Here is a 21,617-nt window from a genome sequence, read left to right as displayed (position 1 = left end):
GTCGGCTCCGCTCAGCCCTTCAGCCCCGCGCGGCCCCGGCGACGATCCGGCGCAGTGCGGCTCCGAGCCGCCGGGCGTACCACCGCTGGGCCATCGGCACGAGCGGGCCCGCGAGGCGGGTGTACCAGGCGGCCGGGCGGCTGAACGCCGTGACGGTGAACCACACCGTCCCGTCGTCGGCCGACTCCACCACGAAGGACTCCTCGCCGCATTCGGGGTGTCCGTCGACCGTTCCGTAGGCGAATCCGACGAGGTCCTTCTCGTACGCCGCCCAGACGACGCGGCAGGGGGCGTTGAACCGGAACGGTCCGATGCCGAGCGACACCCGGACGGAGACTCCGGCCTCCGCGCGGTCGGCCGACGCCCGGACCCCGGCCCCGGAGGTGCGGTGCATGCGCCAGCCGGTGACGGCGGCTCCGGCGGCCTCGAAGTCGGCCCGGCCGCGGCCGACCCGGGTCCGGTGGTGGAGGTGGTGGTACCCGTCGGGGAGCGGGCCGAGGCGGGTGGAGCCGACCTCGGGGTAGGTGAATGCGGTCATGCGGTCCTGCCTTCGTGGTCGGTGCGGTTCTGGAGCCTGCGCCAGGCGAGCAGCGAGCAGAGCGCGAAGCCCAGCGCGTTCCCGACGCCGTGGGTGGCGGCCATCCAGGTCAGTGTCGGGTGGGGGAGTCCGGTGGCCTCACCGAGCGCCCAGCTCAGCGCGAGCACCATGGTGACGGCGAGCACGGCGGACGAGACGGCGAGCAGCGCCCGGGTGATCCGGTCGCGGTTCCGGCCGCGGATCGAGCGCCAGGTGAGAAGGGCGACGGTCCACATCCCGGCGGTCAGCACGACCGCGCCGGCCAGTTCGGCCCGGTCCCCGATGAAGTAGCCGATCAGGACGAGCAGGGTGCCCAGCGGCACGCTCAGCGCGGCGAACCTCCCCGCACGGCTGTCGGTGGTCCGGCAGACGAGCCCGGAGACCAGCGCTGCGGCGAATCCGGCGAAGTGGAAGTGCGGCACGGTCAGCGCGAGGATGCCCGGCCCGAAGCCGAGGAGGGGGTGCCCCGCGCGTTCGGCCACGAGGGCCGCAGCGGCGATCGACGGCGTGACCAGGGCGGTGAGCAGAGCGATCTCGGCGGGTGCCCGGGACGTCGGGAGACTGCGCAGCAGGAGCAGCCGGGGCAGCGCGTGCAGGGCGAGGAGCGCGGCCCCGAGCGCGTAGCAGGCCGCCAGGGCGGTGGCCGGGCCGCCGCGTGGCAGCCACAGGGCCACGGCGCCCGGGACGGCGAACAGCGGCCACCAGCGGCGCATCCGGTCCAGTTCGGGTGCACCGGCCAGCCGCAGCCCCACCGGGACCACCACCAGCATGCCCAGCATCACGGTCAGACCGACCAGTACCGACATCACGACCCCCTGAATTGAACGTGTTCAAGTGCGTTCGGGGATGACTGTACGGCCCTTCTTGAACGCGTTCAAGAAGGGCCGTGCGGAATGTATGTGCCGGGTCGAGCCGCAGCGGGGCGTAGTCCGGTGCCGGACGTCACAGGACTCCCCGGCGCCACTCCCGTATCAGCAGACAGCCGAGGTACACACCCCCGATGGCCATGGTGTAGATGCCGACGGGCAGGTTGTCGAAGAGCGGCAGCTGCTGGGCGCAGAGATCCGCGAGTACCAGCAGCAGCGCGCCGGTCAGCGCCGACAGCGCCAGATGAGGGCCGGACGCCCCGGTGATCCGCTTGGCGATCTGCGGTGCCGTGAGCGCGATGAACGCGATGGGCCCGGCCACACCGACGGCGCCGGCGGAGAGCACGATGGCGAGGACCACGGCGATGGTCTTCGTGTTCCGGGGCTCCGATCCGAGCGCGCCCGCGATGTCGTCGCCCATCTCCCCGATGGACAGCCGCCGCGCGATCAGCGCGGTGAGCGGGGCAACGGCCAGCAGGACCAGCCAGATCGTGGTGGCGTCCTCCCAGGACCGTGCCGACAGGCTGCCGTTGACATAGGCGGTGAGCACGGCGGCCCGGTCCCGCTCCATGGCGTAGACGACGTACTGGGTGATCGCGGTGCCGATCGCGGCGACCCCGATGCCCGCGACGACCAGCCGGGCCGGGTTGCGGAATCCGGTGCCGGTCGACACGTGGACGAGCACCATGGCGAGCAAGGCGCCGAGCAGCGCGCCGAGCGCCACCGGCACGGTGTCCGGGAACAGCAGCGCGGCGATCGCGGCACCCGCTCCGGCGCCGGAGGCCAGCCCGATCACATCGGGGCTGCCGAGAGGATTGCGGGTGACGGACTGGAACAGCGCCCCGGAGAGCCCGAGCGCCCCGCCGGTGCCCACGGCGACCACCAGACGCGGCCCGCGCAGCCGTTCGATCACGAAGGCGTTCTTGCCCTCGGCCCCGCCGGTCACCGCCCCGGCCAGATCGGCGAGCGGAATGCCCAGCCGCCCGAGCGAGAGCGTGGCGACGGAGCCCGCCACCAGCAGTACGAACAGTACGAGCGCCGTCAGTACGGACACCCGCCGGACCGGCAGGGCCACTCGCCCCCCGACCGTCAGGACCTTTCTCGGCGACGCGGTGCGGATTCCGGTGTGATGCGACGTCATGAGTTGCCCCTCATCCTGCGTACGGCAATGAGCAGTGCGGGCGCCCCGATGAACGCCGTCACGACACCGACCATCAGCTCCTGCGGGCGCATCACCACCCGCCCCACGACATCCGCCAGGAGCAGCAGCGCCGGGCCGGTCAGCGCCGAGAAGAGGATCTGCATCCGGAAGTCGACCCCGACCAGCGCCCGCACCACATGCGGAACGGCCAGTCCGACGAAGGCGATCGGGCCGACCGCGGCCGTGGCCGCCGCGCTGAGCAGCGTGGCCGAGAACAGCCCGCCCGCCCGCACCAGCCCCGGGCGGGCCCCCAGGGACGCCGCCGTCGAGTCCCCGAGGGCGAGCGCGTTGAGGCCGGGACCGAGCACCGCGGCCAGCACCAGGCCGGTCAGGGCGAACGGCAGGACCGACCACAGGACGTCGAAGTCCCTTCCGCCGAGCGCACCGACGACCCAGTACCGGTAGCTGTCGAACACCTTCGGACGGCTCAGGGTCACCGCCTGGATGAACGCCATCAGCACGGCGGAGAGCACCGCACCGGCGAGCACCAGCCGCACCAGCCCGCTGCCCGACCCCGCCGATCCGATCGCATGGACGAGCAGACCGGCGATCAGGGCACCGGGCAGCGCCCACCACATGGTCTCCGTGCTGCCTGCCGCCCCGAGGAACGCCGTCGCGGCGACGATGCTCGCGGAGGCGCCCGCGTTGATCCCGAGGAGGCCCGGATCGGCCAGCGGGTTGCGGGTCACGCCCTGCATGAGCGTGCCCGCGACGGCCAGGCAGAGGCCGGCGAGCAGACCGAGCGCGGTCCGCGGATACCGGCTCTCGACGATGGTGGTGACATTGGGGTCGGCGGTCTTGGACAGCACGTCCAGCACATCGCCGAACGAGGTGGTCCGGCTGCCGAACATGATGCTCGCGAACACGGCGAGCACGAGGACGACGAGTGCGATGACGAGGAGGGACACCCGCCGAGCGGTGCCGGCCCGTGAGGTGCCGGCACCGCTCGGCGGTGCGTGCGTGGTGGTGGCCATGTGGGTGGTGGCCGGATCAGCCGTTGTCGGCGGCCTTGACGGCCTTGTCGATCAGCGGCAGGTAACGGTCGATCACCCACGGCACGGTGAGCGGGTTGATGATGGAGGAGGCCGTGACGAAGGAGTTGTCGTTGCTGTACACCATGGCGCCGCTCCTGACCGCGGGCATCGCCGCGTACAGCGGCTGGGCCTCGATCTCCTTGCGGGCCTTGTCATCCATGTAGAAGGTGAAGAGCAGATCGCTGTCCTTCAGCTTCTCGGCGTTCTCCAGGCCGATGAGCGCCGAGTCGGTGCCCTTGGTCTCCTTGAAGGAGTTCACCACCGGGTCGACGGTGAGGCCGAGCGAGGTGAGCATCTTGACGCGCTGCTCCTCGGGCTTGAACACGCCGAGGGTGCCGGGGCCGGTGTTGTAGATGTACGAGAACGTGTACTTCTTGTAGTCCGGCCGGGTCGCCGCGGCGTCGGACAGCTGCTTCTCGATCTTCGAGACGAGGCCCTCGGCCTCGTCCGTCTGTCCCAGCGCCTTGCCGATGATGTCGATCTGCTGGTCCCAGTCCGTGCTCCACGCCAGATCGGGGTAGGCGACGGTGGGGGCGATGTCCTTGAGGATGTCGTAGTCCTTCTTCGTGATCCCGGACCACGGCGCGAGGATGACATCCGGCTCCAGCTCGGTGATGGCCTCGAAGTCGATGTCCTCACCGCCCGTGAACTGGGTCGGCAGCTTGTCGCCGGACTTCTTCACCGCCTCGTGGATCCAGGGCAGATAGCCCGTCCTGTCGCTGCCCCACTCGTACTTCTCGATGCCCACCGGGGTGTGGCCGAGTGCGATGGCGGTCTCGGCCGAGCCCTGGCCGAGGGTGACGACCCGTTCGGGCTGCTCCTTGATCTCCGCGGTGCCGAGCGCGCTCTTGATGGAGACGGGGAACGCGCCGCTGTTCTTCCCGGAGGCGCCGGAGGTCTCCTTGCCGTCGTCGCTCGACGAGCAGCCGCCGAGGGCGAGAACGAGGGCTGCGGCGGCGGCAGTTGCGGCGAGCGTCCGGCGACGCGCGCGGGTGAACCGGGACATGGATGTTCCTCATGCTTGACGGATGGAGCGGCAGGACCCCGCGACCGCGTGAGGGCATGCCGAAGGGACGGCCGTACGGATACGACGGGCGGCCCCGGTGCAGATCGCAAGGAGTTAGGCAAGCCTAAGCTAAGCCTTTGTGCAGCGACAACCGGCCCCCGGTGTGCGCGTCCGGCTCCGGCGTCGTGCCGATGCCGGCCGGTGTGTCCGGGGGGCTTCTTTGGTCCAGACCTATTGACGGAAGGTCCGGTCCTCCCTAGCGTGTGGCGAGCCGTGAAATGCGAGACCGCATTCCGCCTGGGGTTGTCAGGGGCATGCCATTCACGCGCCAACTCGCCCTGCGCCGGGCCGCTTCGGGCATCCGCACCGCCCCGGCGCCCGGCCGCGACAGGAAGGGAAATGAGCATGTTCGGTCGGACATCGCGCCTGCTGGGGGTCGGCCTCGCGGCGGCTTGTGTCGTACAGATGCTGGTCGGCGCAACGCCGAGCACCGCCCAGGACGAGACCTGCGCGGTCAAGTCGAAGCCCGCCGGGAAGGTGCTCCAGGGGTACTGGGAGAACTGGGACGGGGCGTCGAACGGTGTGCACCCGCCGCTCGGCTGGATCCCGGTCACCGACAGCCGCATCGCCCAGCACGGCTACAACGTGATCAACGCGGCCTTCCCCGTCATCCTCTCGGACGGCACCGTCCTGTGGGAGGACGGGATGGACTCCACCGTGAAGGTTCCGACCCCCGCCGAGATGTGCGCTGCGAAGGCGTCCGGACTCACCACCCTGATGTCCATCGGGGGCGCGGCCGCGGGCATCGACCTGAGCTCCAGCGCGGTCGCCGACCGGTTCGTCGAGACCGTGGTGCCGATCCTCAAGAAGTACAACTTCGACGGCATCGACATCGACATCGAGACCGGGCTGACCGGCAGCGGCAACATCAACCAGCTGTCGGCCTCCCAGTCCAACCTCATCCGCATCATCGACGGCGTACTCGCCCGGATGCCCTCGAACTTCGGGCTGACGATGGCCCCGGAGACCGCCTATGTCACCGGCGGGAGCATCACGTACGGCTCGATCTGGGGCGCGTACCTGCCCATCGTGAAGAAGTACGCCGACAACGGCCGCCTGTGGTGGCTGAACATGCAGTACTACAACGGCAGCATGTACGGGTGTGCCGGCGACTCGTACTCCGCGGGCACGGTCGAGGGGTTCACCGCCCAGACGGACTGTCTCGACAAGGGGCTCGTCGTCCAGGGCGCCACGATCAAGGTGCCCTACGACAAGCAGGTCCCGGGACTGCCCGCCCAGCCGGGAGCGGGCGGCGGTCACATGTCGCCGGGTCAGGTGTCGCAGGCCTGGAACCACTACGGAGGCGCGCTCAAGGGCCTGATGACCTGGTCACTCAACTGGGACGGCTCGAAGGGGTGGACCTTCGGGGACAACGTCAAGGCGCTCCAGGGCCGCTGAGGCTCCGGGGACCGGGCGGCTCGGCCGAGGTGGACGGAGCCGCCCTCGGGCCCTTCCGCCCGGCCGTGACGACGGCCGGGCGGAAGGTGCGCCGTACGGTCAGGAACGGGGCTCGGAGGCGTCCAGCATGGCGTCGCGCTCCACGACCTTGATGCGCTCGCGCCCCTGCTCGGCGCCCAGGGCCTTCTCGTGCGCGTCCAGGCGGTGCCAGCCCTCGCGGGTGGTGTACCGGACGCCGCGCTCCTCCAGGAAGGCGGTGACGGCCTCCGGCTCGGGCCGGACCGGGGCGGGCAGCCGGCCCTCGGCCCGGTCCTCCAGCAGGCAGGCCACGGTCTCGTTGGCGTCGCCCTTGGTGTGGCCGATCAGGCCGATCGGACCGCGCTTGATCCAGCCCGTGACGTAGACCGAGGGCATGTGCTCCCCGCCGTCGACGACCCGTCCCGCCGCGTGCGGAACCGTGCCGGAGACCACGTCGAACGGGAGCTTGGGGAGTTCCTGCGAGTAGTAGCCGACCGCGCGGTAGACGCTCTGCACGTCCCAGTCGGTGAAGTTCCCGGTGCCCTTGACGTTGCCGGTGCCGTCCAGCTCGGTCCGCTCGGTGCGCAGGCCGACGACCCGGCCGTCCTCGCCCAGGATCTCCGCCGGGGACTCGAAGAAGTGCAGGAACAGCTTGTGCGGCCGGTCGCCGGCATCGCGGATGGCCCAGTTCTCCAGCGTGGAGGCGACCATGTTGGCCTGCTTGTTGCCGCGCCGGGTCTCGATCGAACCCGCGTCGTAGTCGATGTCCTCGGGGTTGACGATGACCTCGATGTTCGGCGAGTGGTCCAGCTCGCGCAGCTCCATCGGGCTGAACTTGGCCTGCGCGGGGCCGCGGCGCCCGAAGACGTGCACCTCAAGGGCCTTGTTGGCCTTGAGGCCCTCGTGGACGTTGGCGGGAATCTCGGTCGGCAGCAGCTCGTCCGCGGTCTTGGCGAGGATGCGGGCCACGTCCAGGGCCACATTGCCCACGCCGAGCACGGCGACCTTCTCCGCCTCCAGCGGCCAGGTGCGCGCCACGTCGGGGTGGCCGTCGTACCAGGAGACGAACTCCGCGGCGCCGTGGGAGCCGTCCAGGTCGCTGCCGGGGATGTCGAGCGCGCGGTCCGCGTCGGCGCCGGTGGAGAAGATCACGGCGTCGTAGAAGGACCGCAGATCGTCCAGGCCGATGTCGTCGGGGTAGTCGACGTTGCCGAACAGCCGCAGCTGCGGCTTGTCGAGAACCTGGTGGAGTGCCTGGACGATGCCCTTGATCCGGGGGTGGTCCGGAGCCACTCCGTAACGGATCAGACCGAAGGGGGCGGGCATCCGCTCGAACAGGTCGATCGAAACCCCCGGGTCCTGGGCGGCCTCGGATTTCAGCAGCGCGTCCGCCGCGTAGATGCCGGCGGGGCCGGCTCCGACTATGGCGACACGGACGGGGCGGGTCATCAGGTGCTGGTCCTTAGAACGGCTGATGCGGGCAGTGCAGCTCAGGGTAAAGGTAAGGCTGGGCTTACCGTGCTCCCCGGGACACGTTATCCGTTGCCCGCCAGAGACCTCGGGGCGGTTCGCCCTGCGAGACATCCGGTCCCGCCGTCCGGTCCGTCGTCCCGCCCCCGGAATGCGATGGGTCGCCACCCGGGTGGTGCGGAGACGATTCGCCCAAGCGTGCGGGGCTCGCTCGAAGAATCGGACAAATGATGGCAGAGTGACCCACATGGATGATCGGGTAGCGGGTGCCCTGTCACTCCCGGACGACTGGCCCGCCCACCCGGATCTCAGCCTCGCCCTGAACCGTATGGGCAGCTTCGACTGGGACCTCGACAGCGGCCTCATGCACATGGACCGTCCCGCGCTCGACGTGTTCGACCTGCGGGCGGACGAGTACGACGACCGGCCGGAGTCGCTCGCGCGCCGGGTGCCGCCGGACGAGGGCGTGCGCCTCGACACCATGGTCGCGCAGGCGCTCAAGAGCGGGCAGAGCAATTACGGGGCGTACTTCAGGATCAGGCGGCGAGACGGCGGCCTGCGCTGGACCCATACCCAGGGCTTCATCCGGCGGGACGGGACCGGCCGCCCGCACCGCATCATCGGCATCGTCCGCGACGCGACGCAGGAACTGGCCGACTCCACCGCCCGCCACGAACTGGACCAGCAGCGGCGCCGCCGCACCAGCCTGGTCGACGGCACCACCGCCGCACTGGCCCACGCCCGCACCGTCGGCGACGTCATCGAGGTGCTGAAGAACTCCCAGGGCCTGGCGCACCTCGGGGCGACCAGCCTGGTGATGGGGCTGATGGAGGCCGGACGCATCCATCTGGTGGCCGACGGCCCGGAGGACTCGTTCGTGCCCGGCACCCGGTACACCCGGACGGACGAGCAGTACCCGATGAGCGAGGTCGTACGCACACTCTCGCCCCGCTTCATCGAGTCCGCCACGGACTTCGCCACCTCGTACCCGATCCTGTGGCCCCACATCAGCCACCTCGGCATCACCTCGGCCGCCTACCTGCCGCTGATCGCCCAGGCCCGGCCCATCGGCGCGCTCGGCCTGCTCTACAGCGACAAGGGCGGCTTCACCGGCGACGAACGCAATCTCCTGGTCGCGCTCGGCAGCTCCATCGCGCAGAGCCTGCAGCGGGCCATGCTGTACGAGCAGGAGCACGACCTCGCCGAGGGCCTCCAGCAGGCCATGCTGCCGCGCAGGATCCCGGACGTACCGGGGGCGCAGATCGCTGTCAGGTACCGATCGGCACGGCTGGGCCGCGACATCGGGGGCGACTGGTACGACGTCATCCCGCTTCCCGGCGGCCGGGTCGGGGCCGTCATCGGGGACGTGCAGGGCCACGACACCCATGCCGCGGCCGTGATGGGGCAGCTGCGCATCGTGCTGCGGGCCTACGCGGCCGAGGGGCACAGCCCGGCCACGGTGATGGCGCGGGCCTCGGTCTTCCTGCACGAGCTGGACACGGAACGCTTCGCGACCTGCACCTACGCCGAGGTCGACCTGACGACCGGGGTGGTCCAGCTGGTCCGGGCCGGCCATGTCGATCCGCTGGTGCGCGAGAGCGACGGAAACTGCCGCAGGCTGCCCGCGGAGGGCGGGCTGCCGCTGGGACTCTCGGCCGAGTTCGGGCGGCTCGAGTACCCGGTCAGCACGGTGGAGCTGGACCCCGGCCAGACCCTGGTGCTGTTCACCGACGGTCTCGTGGAGCTGCCGGGCGCCGACCTCGACGAGGGCATGCAGCTGCTGACGGCCATGGTGCGCAACGGTCCGCAGGACCTTCAGCGGCTGGCCGACCGGCTCTGCGAGGAGGTCGACGAGCGCGGCGGCGAGGACGATGTCGCGGTCCTGCTGTTGCGCCGCAAGGCCGCCCACGCCCCTCAGCCCGGCGGCCGGCTCCAGCAGCATGTCGCACAGAGCGACCCGGAGGCGCTGAGCTCCGCGCGCCACATGATCCGGGCCGCGGTACGGGCCTGGGGCGCCAAGGCGCGGGCCGACGAGGTCGAGCTGGCCGCCGACGAGCTGATCACCAACGCGCTCATGCACACCGACGGCGGGGCCATCGTCACGATCCGGGTGCTCACCGGCCCCGAGCGACGGCTGCGGGTCGACGTCGAGGACCGCTCCAGCGCGCTGCCCAGGCGCCGGGACGCGGGCGAGGCCGGAGTGTCGGGGCGGGGGCTGATGCTGGTGGACCGGCTGGCGGACCTGTGGGGCGTGGAATCCCGGGGCAGCGGCAAGTGCGTGTGGTGCGAATTCGTCATCCCTGCACACGAGTGACAGAAACACGCTTATCTACCCGACAGTAACAGAACGTAACATGTCTGTACTTGACCGTAACCGATCGCGAGCGATTGACTGCGACTCCGTCAGTCTTTCTTTGTCTTCGAGGACATGAGGACCCGTTGGGAACCGATCTGCTGGCACCGCTCGATCTGGCCTTCTGGCACCTCGAATCCGATGCCCACCCGATGCATCTCGGCGCACTCGCCGTCTTCTCCCCGGCCCCCGGTCCGGCGCACGGCGCCGGCGCGGAGGCCGTGCTCGAACTGCTGGGCACCCGTGCCGCCGCCATTCCCCGGCTGCGGATGCGGGTCAGGGATGTACTGCTGCCGGTCGGCGGCGCGGCGTGGTTCGTGGACAAGGACTTCGATGTCCACCGGCACGTCCGGCGGGTACGGCTGACCGGCGCGGAGTCGCGGGACGAGGGCGGGGCATTCATGGCGGGCGCCACCCGGCTCGCCGGTGAACTGATGGAGAGGCCCCTCGAACGGGGCCTGCCGCCCTGGCAGATGTACGTGATCGGCGGCGCCGACGGCGGCCCCTTCGCGGTGCTCGTCAAGCTTCACCACGCACTGGCCGACGGAATGCGCGCGGTCGCCATCGGTGCCGGGATCTTCGACGAGATCGCCGCCGCCGGCCGTGCCCGGGCCGGGGCGTCCGCACGCCGGGCGCGCACGGTCCCGCCCCGCTCGTGGATGCCGGGCCCGCGCCAGGTGGCCGGCCTCGCGCTCGGCCGGATCGAGGATCTCGGGCGGGCGTTCGGTGTCGGTGCCTCCATGGTGCGGGCCAGCCGCCTCGACCCGCGCGGCGCGCCCGCGCTCACCGCGAGCTCCAGCGGCACCCGGCGGCTGGCCACCGCGGACCTGGACCTCGAAGCCGTCCAGCGGATCCGCCGCGCCGCGGGCGGCACCACCAATGACGTGCTGCTCGCGATCGTCGCCGGCGCGCTGCGCCGCTGGATGCGGGAGCGCGGCGAGGCGCTGCCCGACGAGGACCCGCGCGCCCTGGTCCCGGTCTCCCGCCGCAGGCCGGGCCAGGGCGCGGCGACCGGGAACAGGCTCTCCGCCTATCTGCTCGGGCTCCCGGTCGGCGAACCCGATCCGTGGAAGCGGCTCGGCCGTGTGCGCACCGACATGGACCGCAACAAGGCCGCGGGTCCCCTCCGCGGCGCCGGGGCGGTCGCGGTGCTCGCCGACCAACTGCCCTCGCTGGCCCATCGCTTCGGGGCCCCGCTGGCCGGGAACGCGGCCAGGATGCTCTTCGACGTCCTGGTCACCAACGTGCCCCTGCCGCGCTCGGCGCTCTCGCTCGGCGGCTGCCCGCTGCGGGCCGTCTACCCGATGGCGCCGCTGGCCCGCGGCCAGGCCCTCGCGGTGGCGCTGTCCACCTACGGCGGCCGGGTGCGGGTCGGGCTGGTGGCCGACGGCAAGGCGCTGCCCGATCTGGAACGGCTGGCGCGCTGTGCCGGCGAAGAGGTGGCGGAGCTGCTCGCGCTGCTGCCGATCCGCTGAGCGGCCGACGCCTGATCGGTCATAGATCGGACATATTTCCGAGAGAGTGCCGCAATCGGTGGCGCCCGAGGTGTTGACGCACCCAAGTGATCCGATGAATATTCGCTGTGTGCAGGAAGCGATCATCGGGGAGGGCGGCGGAAGCATGCGGCGCAGAAGACTGGGAAGCAGCGCGGTCGAGGTGACCGAGCTGTCCTTCGGGGCGGCCGCCATCGGCAATCTCTTCACCGCCGTCGAACCGGCGCGGGCCGCCGCCGCCGTCGACGCCGCCTGGGACGAGGGCGTCCGCTACTTCGACACCGCGCCGCACTACGGACTCGGCCTCTCCGAACGGCGGCTGGGCGAGGCCCTGCGATCCCGGCCCCGCGACTCGTACGTGCTGTCCACCAAGGTGGGGCGGGTGCTCGACCCGCTGCCCGGCGGCTCCGGGGACGGCCCCGGCGGACTCTCCGAGGGCTTCGTCGTGCCCGCCACCCACCGCCGGCGCTGGGACTTCAGCGCCGACGGCGTACGCCGCAGCATCGAGGACAGCCTGGAACGCCTCGGCCTCGACCGCATCGACATCGCCTATCTGCACGACCCGGACGACCACGCGCGGGCCGCCTTCCACGAGGCCTACCCCGCGCTGGAGGAGCTGCGTGCCCAGGGCGTCGTGGGAGCCATCGGCGCAGGGATGAACCAGACCGGGATGCTGACCCGGTTCCTGCGCGACACCGATGTCGACGTGGTGCTCTGCGCCGGGCGCTACACCCTCCTCGACCAGTCCGCACTCGACGAACTGCTGCCCGAGGCGGCCGCCCGCGGCCGCAGCGTGGTCGTCGGAGGGGTCTTCAATTCAGGCCTGCTCGCCGACCCGCGCCCCGGTGCCACGTACGACTACACGGCCGCGCCCCTCTCGCTCCTGGACCGGGCCCTGCGCATCAAGGCCGTCACGGAGGGACACGGCGTCCCGCTGCGGGCCGCAGCGCTCCACTACCCGCTCGCGCACCCGGCCGTCGCCGGAGTGCTCGTGGGCACCCGCTCCCCGGACGAGGTGCGCGACGCCGCCGCCCTGCTCCGCCGCGAGATCCCGGACGAGCTCTGGGACGAGCTGCGCACCGAGGGCCTGCTGACCGAGAACGGACACTGACATGAGAATCGCGCTGCACACCAAGGTCCGCGCCGACCGCATCGAGGAGTACGAGGCCGCGCACCGCGAGGTCCCGGCGGAGCTCACCGCCGCGATCCGCGCCGCGGGCGCCACGTCCTGGACGATCTGGCGCAGCGGCACCGATCTCTTCCACGTCATCGACTGCGAGGACTACGCCGCGCTCCTGGCGGAACTGGAGCAGCTCCCCGTCAACGTGGCCTGGCAGGCCCGGATGGACGAACTGCTCGACGTGGCGCACGACTACTCGGCCGACGGCGCCGCAGCCGGTCTCCCGGTCGCCTGGGAGCTGTGACATGGCCGGGCAGGAACGGATCGTCGACGCCCACCACCATGTGTGGGACCTGTCGGTACGCAACCAGGACTGGATCACCGGCGACGAACTCGCCCCGCTCCGGCGTGATTTCACCCTGGCCGACCTGGAGCCCGAGGCGCGCGCAGCCGGGGTGCGGGCCACCGTCCTCGTCCAGACCGTCACGGTCGCGGAGGAGACCCCCGAGTTCCTGGCCCTCGCCCAGGACAGCGACCTCGTCGCGGGCGTCGTCGGCTGGTGCGACCTCACGGCCCCCGACGTCGCCGGCACACTGGCCGCGCTGCGCGAGCTCCCCGGCGGCGACCGGCTCGTCGGCATCCGCCACCAGGTCCAGGGCGAACCCGACCCCGCCTGGCTGCTGCGCCCCGACGTGCGGCGCGGACTGCGTGCCGTCGCCGACGCCGGGCTCGTCTACGACCTCGTCGTCCAGGCCCGCCAACTCCCCGCCACCGTCCAGGCCGCCGCGCTGCTGCCCGAGCTGACCTTCGTGCTCGACCACGCCGGCAAGCCACCCGTCGCCGCCGGCGGGCTGCGTCCCTGGGCGGACGACATCAGGGCGCTGGCCGCCCGCCCCAACACCGTCTGCAAGCTCTCCGGACTGGTCACCGAGGCCGATCCGCGCTCCTGGACCGTGAGCGACCTGCGCCCGTACGCGGACACAGTCCTCGACGCCTTCGGCCCCGACCGGCTCATGTTCGGCTCGGACTGGCCCGTGTGCCGGCTCGCGGCGACGTACGAGGAGGTGCTCGACACGGCCCGCGCCCTGACCGGCGCCCTCGGCGCAGACGAACGCGCCCGGGTCCTGGCCACCACGGCCGAGCGGGTCTACGGCCTCCGGTAGGCGCCGGGCCGATGCTTCCGGCAGGCTGGAACCATGCCGGAACTGCCGGAAGTGGAAGCCCTGCGGGTCTTTCTCGACGACCACCTGGTCGGCAAGGAGATCGACCGCGTCGTGCCGCTCAACGTCAGTGTTCTCAAGACGTACGACCCACCGCCGACGGCACTGCACGGCGCCACGGTCACCGCCGTCGCCCGGCACGGCAAGTTCCTCGACATCGCGGCCGGACCGCTGCACCTGATCACCCACCTCGCCCGGGCCGGCCGGCTGCGCTGGAAGGACTCCTTCCCCGCCGCGCCGCCACGCCCGGGCAAGGGCCCCCTGGCGCTGCGCACCGTGCTCACCGGCGGCGACGGCTTCGACCTCACCGAGGCGGGCACCACCAAACGCCTCGCCGTTTACCTGGTGCACGACCCGGCCGAAGTGCCCGGCATCGCCCGGCTGGGCCCCGACCCCCTGGACGACTCCTTCGACCGCGACGCCTTCGCCGCACTGCTCGCCGGGGAGCGCCGAAGGATCAAGGGCGCGCTGCGCGACCAGTCCCTGATCGCCGGCATCGGCAACGCCTACAGCGACGAGATCCTGCACGTCGCGAAGATGTCGCCGTACCTGCTCACCGCGAACCTCACCGACGACCAGATCACCCGGCTCCACACGGCGATACGCACCACGCTCCAGGACGCGGTCGCGCGCTCCGGCGGACTGGCGGCCGGAAAGCTCAAGGCCGAGAAGAGGAGCGGGATGCGGGTCCACGGACGCACCGGCGAGGCCTGCCCCGTCTGCGGGGACACCATCCGCGAGGTGTCGTTCAGCGACTCCTCGCTCCAGTACTGCCCGACCTGCCAGACCGGCGGCAAGCCGCTCGCCGACCGCCGGCTCTCCAGGCTGCTGAAGTGACCTGCCGGGGTGCGCGGGCCGGCCGGTCCGCGAAGAAGCGGTCAACCAGCCGGTCCCGTACCCCCGTGCGCGCTCTACAATCCGGCCCATGCTGCGCGTACTCGCCGTCGACGACGAAGAACCCGCCCTGGAGGAACTCCTCTACCTCCTGCGCGCCGATCCCCGGATCCGCAGCGCCGAGGGGGCCACCGGGGCCACCGAGGCGCTGCGCCGCATCGGCGGCGCCGTCGAGGCGGGCCGGGACGACCCGGCCGCCATCGACGTCGTGTTCCTGGACATCCACATGGCGGGCCTCACCGGCCTCGACGTGGCCCAGCTGCTGGCCGGATTCGCCGCGCCTCCCCTCATCGTCTTCGTCACCGCGCACGAGGACTTCGCCGTCCAGGCCTTCGACCTCAAGGCCGTCGACTACGTCCTCAAACCCGTACGCCGCGAACGCCTGGCCGAGGCGGTGCGCCGGGTCGCCGAACAGGTCGGGGACCGCTCCGCGCCGGTAATCGACACCGCCGGCGACCAGATCCCGGTGGAGCTCGGCGGAGTCATCCGGTTCGTCCCGATCGACGACATCGCCTATGCCGAGGCCCAGGGCGACTACGCCCGGCTGCACACCGCCACCGGCAGCCACCTCGTCCGCGTCCCCCTCACCACCCTGGAGGAGCGCTGGCGCACCCGCGGCTTCGTCCGCATCCACCGCCGCCATCTCGTCGCCCTCGGCCGGATCGACGAACTCCGCCTCGACGCGGGCAGCATGAGCGTCCGCATCGGCACCGCCGAGCTCGCGGTGAGCCGCCGCCACACCCGGGCGCTGCGCGATCTGCTGATGCGTCAGACCGGCCGCTGACCAGGGCCTCCCGGGGTCCGGCCCTTCCCACGGCGGTCCGGTGCTGCGTACACTCCGGGCCCATGTCCGCAGAGCCAACACCCCGGCGCGAAGTGGTGACGGGGGAGCCCCGGCGGGTGCGTCCGCTGCCGCGCTACCGCACCCAGTCGGAGATCGACGAGCAGACCGCGCTCGGCGGCGCGTACGTCCGGTCGCTGATGCGCAGCCAACTGCGGGCCGGACTCACCGCGTTCACCGTCCTCGCCGTGGTCGTCGGGACGCTGCCGCTGGTCTTCGAGGCACTGCACAGCGCCGCGCTCGTCTGGGCCGTCCTCGGCTTCGCCGCCTATCCACCGCTCACCCTGATCGCCTGGTGGTACGTGCGCCGGGCCGAGCGCAACGAACGCGACTTCGCCCGGCTCGTGGAAGGCCGCCCCACGCCGTGAGCCGTACGTACGCGGTGGCGGCGGTCGCCGCCGTCGTCCTCGCGACCGTCCTCGTCGGCGGATTCGGACTGCGCATCTCCCGCACCACCTCCGACTTCTACGTCGCCTCACGCACCGTGCGGCCCCGGCTCAACGCCGCGGCCATCAGCGGCGAATACCTCTCCGCCGCCTCGTTCCTCGGCATCGCGGGCCTGGTGCTGGTGCACGGCCCGGACATGCTCTGGTACCCGGTCGGCTACACCGCGGGCTATCTGGTGCTGCTGGTCTTCGTCGCCGCACCGCTGCGCCGCTCGGGAGCGTACACACTGCCCGACTTCGCCGAGGGGCGGCTGGAGTCGCGGCAGGTGCGCAGGCTGGTCAGCGTCTTCGTCGTCGCGGCGGGCTGGCTGTACCTCGTACCGCAGCTCCAGGGCGCGGGGCTGACGCTCAAGATCCTCACCGGGGCGCCCGGCTGGCTCGGCGACGTACTCGTGGCGTCCGTCGTCGTCGTAGCCGTCGCCGCGGGCGGCATGCGGTCCATCACCTTCGTCCAGGTGTTCCAGTACTGGCTGAAACTCACCGCGCTCCTGGTCCCCGCGATCTTCCTGGTGCTCGCCTGGCAGGACGACGGGAGCCCCCGGGTCACCTTCGACGAGCAGCTCTCCGTCTTCCGCGCGGACCACCCGCTGTACGCCACCTACGGGCTGATCGTCGCGACCTTCCTCGGCACCATGGGCCTGCCGCACGTCGTCGTCCGCTTCTACACCAGCCCCAACGGCCGCGACGCCCGCCGCACGACGGTCGCCGTCCTCGCACTCATCGGCGTGTTCTACCTGCTGCCCCCGGTGTACGGAGCCCTGGGCAGGCTGTACGCCCCCGAGCTGATCCACGGCGGGGACGCGGACGCCGCCGTGCTGCTGCTGCCCGGGCGGCTCGTCGACGGGCACGGCGGGGATCTGCTCGGTGCGCTCATCGCGGGCGGCGCCTTCGCCGCGTTCCTGTCGACCGCCTCCGGGCTCACCATGGCCGTCGCCGGAGTCATCACCCAGGATGTGCTCCCCTCGCGCGGGGTACGGCACTTCCGGCTGGCCACCGTCCTCGCCATGTGCGTACCGCTGGCCGGTTCGCTGATGGTCAGCCGGGTGCCGGTCGCCGACTCCGTGGGCATGGCGTTCGCCGTTTCCGCGTCATCCTTCTGCCCGCTGCTGGTCCTCGGCATCTGGTGGCGGCGGCTCACCCCGCCCGGCGCCATCGCCGGACTGCTGCTCGGCGGCGGCTCCGCGTTCCTGTCCGTCGCCATCACCGTCAGCGGCGCGGTGCGCCCGCCGGGCTGGCCGCACGCACTGCTCGCCTGGCCCGCCGTCTGGTCGGTGCCGGTCGGCTTCCTCGGGATGGTTCTGGTGTCCCTCGCCACCCCCGGCCGGATACCCGCCGGCACCAACGCGGCCATGACCCGCTTCCACCTGCCGGAAACGCTGACAGCGGGGAGGCACCGATGACCGGAGCCGGATACGCCGTACTGGTCCTGCTCGCCCTCCTGCTCCTCGGCGCGGGGTTCCTGCTCGGCCGCCGCACCGCCCGTCCCCTGCGCACCAGCGACGTCGGGACCCCCGTCGAACACGCCACCTTCGAGACCCTGCACACCGCCTCGCTCGCCGCGCCCCCGCTGCGCGCCGGGCTCACCGAGGAGAGCGCCCGCAGATCCGCCCGCAGGCTGCGCTCGCTGCTCGGCACCGAGGCGCTCTGCCTCACCGACCGCGAACGGGTGCTCGTCTGGGACGGCGAGGGCGAGCACCACGGCCGCCACGTCATGGACCAGGTGCGGGGCCTTCTCGCCAGCGGCCGGGACACCGCCTTCCACAGCGACTGCGACGACCTCGACTGCCCGCTGCGCTGGGCCGTCGCCGTGCCGCTCACCGTTGACAACCGGGTGCTGGGCACCCTGATCGCCTACGCGCCGCGCGAATCCGCGGTGCTGGCGAGAGCCGCCGGAGAGGTGGCCCGCTGGGTCTGCGTCCAGCTGGAACTCGCCGAGCTCGACCGCTCCCGCACCCAGCTCATCGAGGCCGAGATCAGAGCGCTGCGGGCCCAGATCTCCCCGCACTTCATCTTCAACTCACTGGCCGCCATCGCCTCGTTCGTCCGCACCGACCCGGAACGCGCCCGCGAACTCCTGCTGGAGTTCGCCGACTTCATCCGCTACTCGTTCCGCAGCCACGGCGACTTCACCACCCTCGCCGACGAACTCCACTCCATCGACCAGTACCTGGCACTCGTACGGGCCCGCTTCGGCGAACGGCTGGCGGTCACCCTCCAGATCGCCCCCGAAGTGCTGCCCGTCGCGCTGCCGTTCCTCTGCCTCCAGCCGCTGGTCGAGAACGCCGTCAAGCACGGCCTCGAAGGAGCCGTGGCCGTGCCCCGGGACACCGGCTCCGTACCGGCGGGGGAGACCCCGACCCGTATCACCATCAGCGCCTTCGACGCCGGCTCCGAGGCCGAGGTCGTCATCGAGGACAACGGCACCGGAATGGACCCGGAACGGCTGCGCCACATCCTGCGCGGCGAGGGCGGTCACTCCACCGGGATCGGACTGCTCAACGTCGACGAACGGCTGCGCCAGGTGTACGGGGACGACTACGGACTCGTCATCGAGACCGGCATCGGCGCCGGGATGAAGATCACGGTACGGCTGCCGAAGTACCGTGCCGGGGTGCACGGTTCCTGACCGGCGGGCCGGTCGCCGCTCAGTGGAGATGGATCGCCAGATGCCCCAGCGGAAGGCCCAGCTGCCAGGCCGGCGTCCACACCTGGGCCGCCTCCTCCTCGTCCGGTTCGTAGCCCACCGCCTCGCGCGGCGGCGCACCGATCGCATCGAGGTCGGCCGCGAGCAGTTCGGTCTCCTCCAGCCAGCGCCAGGCCGCGCGGGCCAGCGCCAGATCGGGACCCGCACCGGCGGGCCCGGCCGCCGGGGCCGCGCCGAGCGCGTCGAGCCGCTCCCGGACCCAGCCGCACCACGCCGCCCCGTACGCCGTCAGCAGGCGCAGCTCGTCCAGCCGGGCCGCGGGCAGCGCATCGGGCACCGCACCGTCGGAGAGGAAGACGGTGAGCGCGAGGGCGTCGCGGCCCGCGCGGTACTCCAGTGTGGCCGGCTCCATCAGATCGCCGGTCCGCAGCATTTCATCGGCGATGTACTCCGCGTACATCCAGTCCATCGGGACCAGCAGACCGTTCCCACTGGTTCCGTCCTGACGCTCCGGGCGCATCCCGTCTCGCCTCTTTCTCTGTTCGGCACCGCGCTTCACGGAGCATTGAACCGGGGGAGTGCGGCCCGCGTGGCCAGAAGGACAGGATCCGTTCACGACACGAGGATGCGATGACCGCCGATCCCGGGAAGGGCCCCCACATGCGGCATGCGCTCGGTGCCTACGTGCTCGACGCGCTCACGGCCGGCGAGACCCGCACGGTCTCCTGTCATCTGCAGTCCTGCGACCGCTGCGCCGCCGACTACGTGGCGGTCGCGGAGGCCGTCTCGCTGCTCGCCCTGCTGCGCGAGGAGGATCTGCTGGAGTAGCCGGGCAGATTGCGGGAGAGCTGACGCAGCGCGTAGTAGGAGCGGGACTTGACCGTGCCCGCCGGGATGCCGAGCACCCGGGCCGTCTCGTCCACGGTGAGCCCGCGGAAGTACATCTGGACCAGGACCGCGCGGTGTTCCGGGCTGAGGGTGCGTACCGCGTCGCGCACATCGAGGGCCGAGACCGCGGCCTCGGCGGTGTCCTCCTCGGTCGCGGTGGTCTCCAGGACCGCGTCGCCGACCTCGGCCGGACGTGCCTGCCTGGAGCGGCGGGCGTCGATCGCGAGCCGCCGTGCGACCGTGAAGAGCCAGGGCCGCATCGAGTCGTACGGGGCGTCGAAGGCCTCCGGATGCTGCCAGGCCCGTACCAGCGTCTCCTGGAGCAGGTCCTCGGCACGCTGCCGGTCGCCGAAGGTCAGACCGAGCAGGAAGTGGAGGAGGGCGGGCCCGTGCTCCCGCTGGAGCTCCGCGAGGGCCCGCTCATCGGTCGTCGTGGTGGTCATCGTGAACGCCCTTTCCGCCGAGGTCCTGCCGTTTGGCTGCCGACTGGCGTATACGAACGCATCGGGGCGCCGGGGAACAGGCGGTGGGCGGCTCCGTGCGACGAGCGGTCGCACAGTGCGGCGAATGGTGCGGTGAACGGTCGGGCGGCGGCCGGCGCGGTGGGCACACGCGCGCCGGGCAGCCGCCCTCCAGCGGGGTCAGCCCGTACCCGTATCCGTGCCGGGCGCCTTCGCCATCTCCGACTTCCGGTACGAGTAGCCGAAGTAGATGACCAGACCGATCAGGAACCACACCACGAACCGCACCCAGGTCTGCCACTGCAGGAAGGTGATCAGCCAGACCGAGAACACCACCCCGAGGGCCGGGACGAACGGCATGCCGGGGGTACGGAAGGTGCGCGGCAGGTCCGGCTGCTTGTAACGCAGCACGATCACCGCGATGCACACCACGACGAACGCCAGCAGAATGCCGATGTTCGTCAGCTCGGCCGCCTCGCCGATCGGGAGGAACCCGGCGATCAGGGCCGAGGCGAAACCGACGATCCAGGTCACCCGGGTCGGCACGTGCCGGGTCGGGTGGGTCTTGGCGAACCACTTCGGCAGCAGCCCGTCACGGCTCATCGAGAACCACACCCGGGTCACGCCGAGCATGAAGGTGAACATCACCGTGAGGATGCCGATGATCGCGCCCACCGCGATCACATCGGCGAGCCGGTCGAGCCCCACCGACTTGAAGGCCGTGGAGAATCCGGACTCCGGATCGATGTCCTTGTAGCTCTGCATCCCCGTGAGCACCAGACACGCCGCCACATAGAGCACCATGGAGATCGCGAGGGAGTACAGGATCGCCTTCGGCATATGGCGCTGGGCGTCCTTGGACTCCTCGGCGGCCGTCGACATGGCGTCGTAACCGAACACCGCGAAGAACACCGTGGCCGCACCGGTGAAGGCCCCGCCGATCCCGAACGGGAAGAACGGGGTGTAGTTGGCGGTGTTGATGTGGAACACACCGACGCCGATGACCAGCAGGACGACCAGGACCTTCAGGACGACCACGATCGTCTCGAAGCGGGCCGCGTTCTTGATCCCGAGGGTCAGCAGATACGCGACGAGCAGACAGAGCAGCGCGGCGAACAGGTCCACCTTGTGGCCGTCGCCGGTGCCGGGCGCGCCCAGCATCCACTTCGGCACGTCGAGCCCCATCTCCCCGAGCAGGAAGCTGAAGTAGCCGGAGATGCCGATCGCGACCACCGCCACGATCGCCGTGTACTCCAGCAGCAGGTCCCAGCCGATGAACCAGCCCACCAGCTCGCCGAGTACCGCGTAGCCGTAGGTGTAGGCGGAGCCGGCCTTCGGGATCAGGCCCGCGAACTCCGCGTAACTGAACGCGGCCGCCGCGCTCGCCACACCCGCGATCAGGAACGAGATCAGGACGGCGGGGCCGGCGGTGCCGTTCGCCACCGTGCCGGCGAGGGTGAAGATGCCCGCGCCGATGATGCCGCCCACGCCGATGGCGGTGAGCTGCCAGAGTCCGAGCGTTCTGGTGAGCTGAGTGGAGGCATCTCCCGCGGGCCTCTTCTCGTCGATCTGCTCGATCGGCTTGCGGCGCAGCACACCCTCGCCCACTCGGAGCCTTGCCATGAGT

At 71.4% G+C, this 21,617-nt stretch carries 21 protein-coding genes; 12 read left to right on the top strand and 9 right to left on the bottom strand.

Annotated features, from left to right (window positions below; genetic code table 11):
- Positions 1-19: 19 nt before the first annotated feature.
- The 5 genes from AB0D53_RS30060 to AB0D53_RS30040 all read right to left on the bottom strand — a co-directional run bounded on the left by AB0D53_RS30060 (position 20) and on the right by AB0D53_RS30040 (position 4,684).
- Entirely contained in the window at positions 20-538 is a 519-nt protein-coding gene (locus tag AB0D53_RS30060) for a DUF1990 domain-containing protein (protein WP_362452194.1), read from the bottom strand.
- On the bottom strand, positions 535-1,383 hold the full coding sequence (locus tag AB0D53_RS30055; RefSeq protein WP_362452193.1) for a YndJ family protein: 849 nt from the start codon (positions 1,381-1,383) through the stop codon (positions 535-537). The genes AB0D53_RS30060 and AB0D53_RS30055 overlap by 4 nt, the downstream gene beginning before the upstream one ends.
- A gap of 136 nt (positions 1,384-1,519) precedes the next feature.
- Positions 1,520-2,584: an iron chelate uptake ABC transporter family permease subunit gene (locus AB0D53_RS30050; protein WP_362452192.1), complete on the bottom strand. Its 1,065-nt coding sequence runs from the start codon at positions 2,582-2,584 to the stop codon at positions 1,520-1,522.
- Complete coding sequence (locus AB0D53_RS30045) at positions 2,581-3,618, bottom strand: iron ABC transporter permease (RefSeq protein ID WP_362452191.1); 1,038 nt, start codon at positions 3,616-3,618, stop codon at positions 2,581-2,583. Before AB0D53_RS30045 ends, AB0D53_RS30050 begins: the two co-directional genes overlap by 4 nt.
- A 16-nt stretch (positions 3,619-3,634) precedes the next feature.
- Entirely contained in the window at positions 3,635-4,684 is a 1,050-nt protein-coding gene (locus AB0D53_RS30040; RefSeq protein WP_362452190.1) for an iron-siderophore ABC transporter substrate-binding protein, read from the bottom strand.
- A gap of 405 nt (positions 4,685-5,089) precedes the next feature.
- On the opposite strand from AB0D53_RS30040, the gene AB0D53_RS30035 reads away from it, so the two are divergent.
- The gene (locus AB0D53_RS30035; protein ID WP_362452266.1) at positions 5,090-6,142 is read left to right on the top strand and encodes a chitinase; all 1,053 of its coding nucleotides are present in this window, start codon (positions 5,090-5,092) and stop codon (positions 6,140-6,142) included.
- A gap of 99 nt (positions 6,143-6,241) precedes the next feature.
- On the opposite strand, the gene AB0D53_RS30030 is transcribed toward AB0D53_RS30035, so the two are convergent.
- Complete coding sequence (locus AB0D53_RS30030; protein WP_362452188.1) at positions 6,242-7,609, bottom strand: FAD-dependent oxidoreductase; 1,368 nt, start codon at positions 7,607-7,609, stop codon at positions 6,242-6,244.
- Between the two features lie 268 nt (positions 7,610-7,877).
- Here AB0D53_RS30030 and AB0D53_RS30025 point away from each other — a divergent pair, with 268 nt between their 5' ends.
- The 10 genes from AB0D53_RS30025 (at position 7,878) to AB0D53_RS29980 (ending at position 18,623) form a co-directional block, all read left to right on the top strand.
- The gene (locus tag AB0D53_RS30025; protein ID WP_362452186.1) at positions 7,878-9,944 is read left to right on the top strand and encodes a SpoIIE family protein phosphatase; all 2,067 of its coding nucleotides are present in this window, start codon (positions 7,878-7,880) and stop codon (positions 9,942-9,944) included.
- 125 nt (positions 9,945-10,069) lie between these two features.
- The gene (locus AB0D53_RS30020; protein WP_362452185.1) at positions 10,070-11,458 is read left to right on the top strand and encodes a wax ester/triacylglycerol synthase family O-acyltransferase; all 1,389 of its coding nucleotides are present in this window, start codon (positions 10,070-10,072) and stop codon (positions 11,456-11,458) included.
- Positions 11,459-11,603: 145 nt separating this feature from the next.
- Positions 11,604-12,587 carry an aldo/keto reductase gene (locus tag AB0D53_RS30015; RefSeq protein ID WP_362452184.1) on the top strand — a complete coding sequence of 328 codons (984 nt, stop codon included), beginning with the start codon at positions 11,604-11,606 and terminating at the stop codon, positions 12,585-12,587.
- Between the two features lies 1 nt (position 12,588).
- Entirely contained in the window at positions 12,589-12,900 is a 312-nt protein-coding gene (locus AB0D53_RS30010) for an L-rhamnose mutarotase (protein ID WP_362452182.1), read from the top strand.
- A gap of 1 nt (position 12,901) precedes the next feature.
- Complete coding sequence (locus AB0D53_RS30005) at positions 12,902-13,759, top strand: amidohydrolase family protein (RefSeq protein ID WP_362452181.1); 858 nt, start codon at positions 12,902-12,904, stop codon at positions 13,757-13,759.
- A 33-nt stretch (positions 13,760-13,792) separates the two neighbouring features.
- The gene (locus AB0D53_RS30000; protein ID WP_362452179.1) at positions 13,793-14,653 is read left to right on the top strand and encodes a DNA-formamidopyrimidine glycosylase family protein; all 861 of its coding nucleotides are present in this window, start codon (positions 13,793-13,795) and stop codon (positions 14,651-14,653) included.
- 88 nt (positions 14,654-14,741) lie between these two features.
- On the top strand, positions 14,742-15,494 hold the full coding sequence (locus tag AB0D53_RS29995) for a LytTR family DNA-binding domain-containing protein (protein ID WP_362452178.1): 753 nt from the start codon (positions 14,742-14,744) through the stop codon (positions 15,492-15,494).
- Positions 15,495-15,556: 62 nt separating this feature from the next.
- The gene (locus tag AB0D53_RS29990; protein WP_362452177.1) at positions 15,557-15,919 is read left to right on the top strand and encodes a hypothetical protein; all 363 of its coding nucleotides are present in this window, start codon (positions 15,557-15,559) and stop codon (positions 15,917-15,919) included.
- Positions 15,916-17,397: a cation acetate symporter gene (locus AB0D53_RS29985; protein WP_362452176.1), complete on the top strand. Its 1,482-nt coding sequence runs from the start codon at positions 15,916-15,918 to the stop codon at positions 17,395-17,397. The genes AB0D53_RS29990 and AB0D53_RS29985 overlap by 4 nt, the downstream gene beginning before the upstream one ends.
- Positions 17,394-18,623: a histidine kinase gene (locus AB0D53_RS29980; protein ID WP_362452175.1), complete on the top strand. Its 1,230-nt coding sequence runs from the start codon at positions 17,394-17,396 to the stop codon at positions 18,621-18,623. Before AB0D53_RS29985 ends, AB0D53_RS29980 begins: the two co-directional genes overlap by 4 nt.
- A gap of 19 nt (positions 18,624-18,642) precedes the next feature.
- Here the strand turns inward: AB0D53_RS29980 and AB0D53_RS29975 are convergent, their stop codons facing one another.
- Positions 18,643-19,161, bottom strand: a complete 519-nt coding sequence (locus AB0D53_RS29975) for a hypothetical protein (RefSeq protein ID WP_362452174.1) — start codon at positions 19,159-19,161, stop codon at positions 18,643-18,645.
- Between the two features lie 110 nt (positions 19,162-19,271).
- Here AB0D53_RS29975 and AB0D53_RS29970 point away from each other — a divergent pair, with 110 nt between their 5' ends.
- Positions 19,272-19,469 carry a zf-HC2 domain-containing protein gene (locus AB0D53_RS29970; protein ID WP_362452173.1) on the top strand — a complete coding sequence of 66 codons (198 nt, stop codon included), beginning with the start codon at positions 19,272-19,274 and terminating at the stop codon, positions 19,467-19,469.
- Here the strand turns inward: AB0D53_RS29970 and AB0D53_RS29965 are convergent.
- Together AB0D53_RS29965 and AB0D53_RS29960 are read right to left on the bottom strand one after the other, a co-directional pair.
- Positions 19,403-19,972, bottom strand: a complete 570-nt coding sequence (locus AB0D53_RS29965) for a sigma-70 family RNA polymerase sigma factor (RefSeq protein ID WP_329818966.1) — start codon at positions 19,970-19,972, stop codon at positions 19,403-19,405. The genes AB0D53_RS29970 and AB0D53_RS29965 overlap by 67 nt on opposite strands.
- Positions 19,973-20,170: 198 nt before the next feature.
- The gene (locus tag AB0D53_RS29960; RefSeq protein WP_362452172.1) at positions 20,171-21,613 is read right to left on the bottom strand and encodes an amino acid permease; all 1,443 of its coding nucleotides are present in this window, start codon (positions 21,611-21,613) and stop codon (positions 20,171-20,173) included.
- Positions 21,614-21,617: the final 4 nt, after the last annotated feature.

Origin of the sequence: Streptomyces sp. NPDC048295 (assembly GCF_040652135.1) — a bacterium.
Taxonomy (GTDB): Bacteria; Actinomycetota; Actinomycetes; order Streptomycetales; family Streptomycetaceae; genus Streptomyces.
This window is presented reverse-complemented; position numbering and strand designations above follow the sequence as displayed.

Coding starts and splice junctions, on each gene's coding strand:
- AB0D53_RS30060 (WP_362452194.1), bottom strand. CDS start 538: ATGACCGCATTCACCTACCCCGAGGTCGGCTCCACCCGCCTCGGCCCG.
- AB0D53_RS30055 (WP_362452193.1), bottom strand. CDS start 1,383: ATGTCGGTACTGGTCGGTCTGACCGTGATGCTGGGCATGCTGGTGGTG.
- AB0D53_RS30050 (WP_362452192.1), bottom strand. CDS start 2,584: ATGACGTCGCATCACACCGGAATCCGCACCGCGTCGCCGAGAAAGGTC.
- AB0D53_RS30045 (WP_362452191.1), bottom strand. CDS start 3,618: ATGGCCACCACCACGCACGCACCGCCGAGCGGTGCCGGCACCTCACGG.
- AB0D53_RS30040 (WP_362452190.1), bottom strand. CDS start 4,684: ATGTCCCGGTTCACCCGCGCGCGTCGCCGGACGCTCGCCGCAACTGCC.
- AB0D53_RS30035 (WP_362452266.1), top strand. CDS start 5,090: ATGTTCGGTCGGACATCGCGCCTGCTGGGGGTCGGCCTCGCGGCGGCT.
- AB0D53_RS30030 (WP_362452188.1), bottom strand. CDS start 7,609: ATGACCCGCCCCGTCCGTGTCGCCATAGTCGGAGCCGGCCCCGCCGGC.
- AB0D53_RS30025 (WP_362452186.1), top strand. CDS start 7,878: ATGGATGATCGGGTAGCGGGTGCCCTGTCACTCCCGGACGACTGGCCC.
- AB0D53_RS30015 (WP_362452184.1), top strand. CDS start 11,604: ATGCGGCGCAGAAGACTGGGAAGCAGCGCGGTCGAGGTGACCGAGCTG.
- AB0D53_RS30010 (WP_362452182.1), top strand. CDS start 12,589: ATGAGAATCGCGCTGCACACCAAGGTCCGCGCCGACCGCATCGAGGAG.
- AB0D53_RS30005 (WP_362452181.1), top strand. CDS start 12,902: ATGGCCGGGCAGGAACGGATCGTCGACGCCCACCACCATGTGTGGGAC.
- AB0D53_RS30000 (WP_362452179.1), top strand. CDS start 13,793: ATGCCGGAACTGCCGGAAGTGGAAGCCCTGCGGGTCTTTCTCGACGAC.
- AB0D53_RS29995 (WP_362452178.1), top strand. CDS start 14,742: ATGCTGCGCGTACTCGCCGTCGACGACGAAGAACCCGCCCTGGAGGAA.
- AB0D53_RS29990 (WP_362452177.1), top strand. CDS start 15,557: ATGTCCGCAGAGCCAACACCCCGGCGCGAAGTGGTGACGGGGGAGCCC.
- AB0D53_RS29980 (WP_362452175.1), top strand. CDS start 17,394: ATGACCGGAGCCGGATACGCCGTACTGGTCCTGCTCGCCCTCCTGCTC.
- AB0D53_RS29975 (WP_362452174.1), bottom strand. CDS start 19,161: ATGCGCCCGGAGCGTCAGGACGGAACCAGTGGGAACGGTCTGCTGGTC.
- AB0D53_RS29970 (WP_362452173.1), top strand. CDS start 19,272: ATGACCGCCGATCCCGGGAAGGGCCCCCACATGCGGCATGCGCTCGGT.
- AB0D53_RS29965 (WP_329818966.1), bottom strand. CDS start 19,972: ATGACCACCACGACGACCGATGAGCGGGCCCTCGCGGAGCTCCAGCGG.
- AB0D53_RS29960 (WP_362452172.1), bottom strand. CDS start 21,613: ATGGCAAGGCTCCGAGTGGGCGAGGGTGTGCTGCGCCGCAAGCCGATC.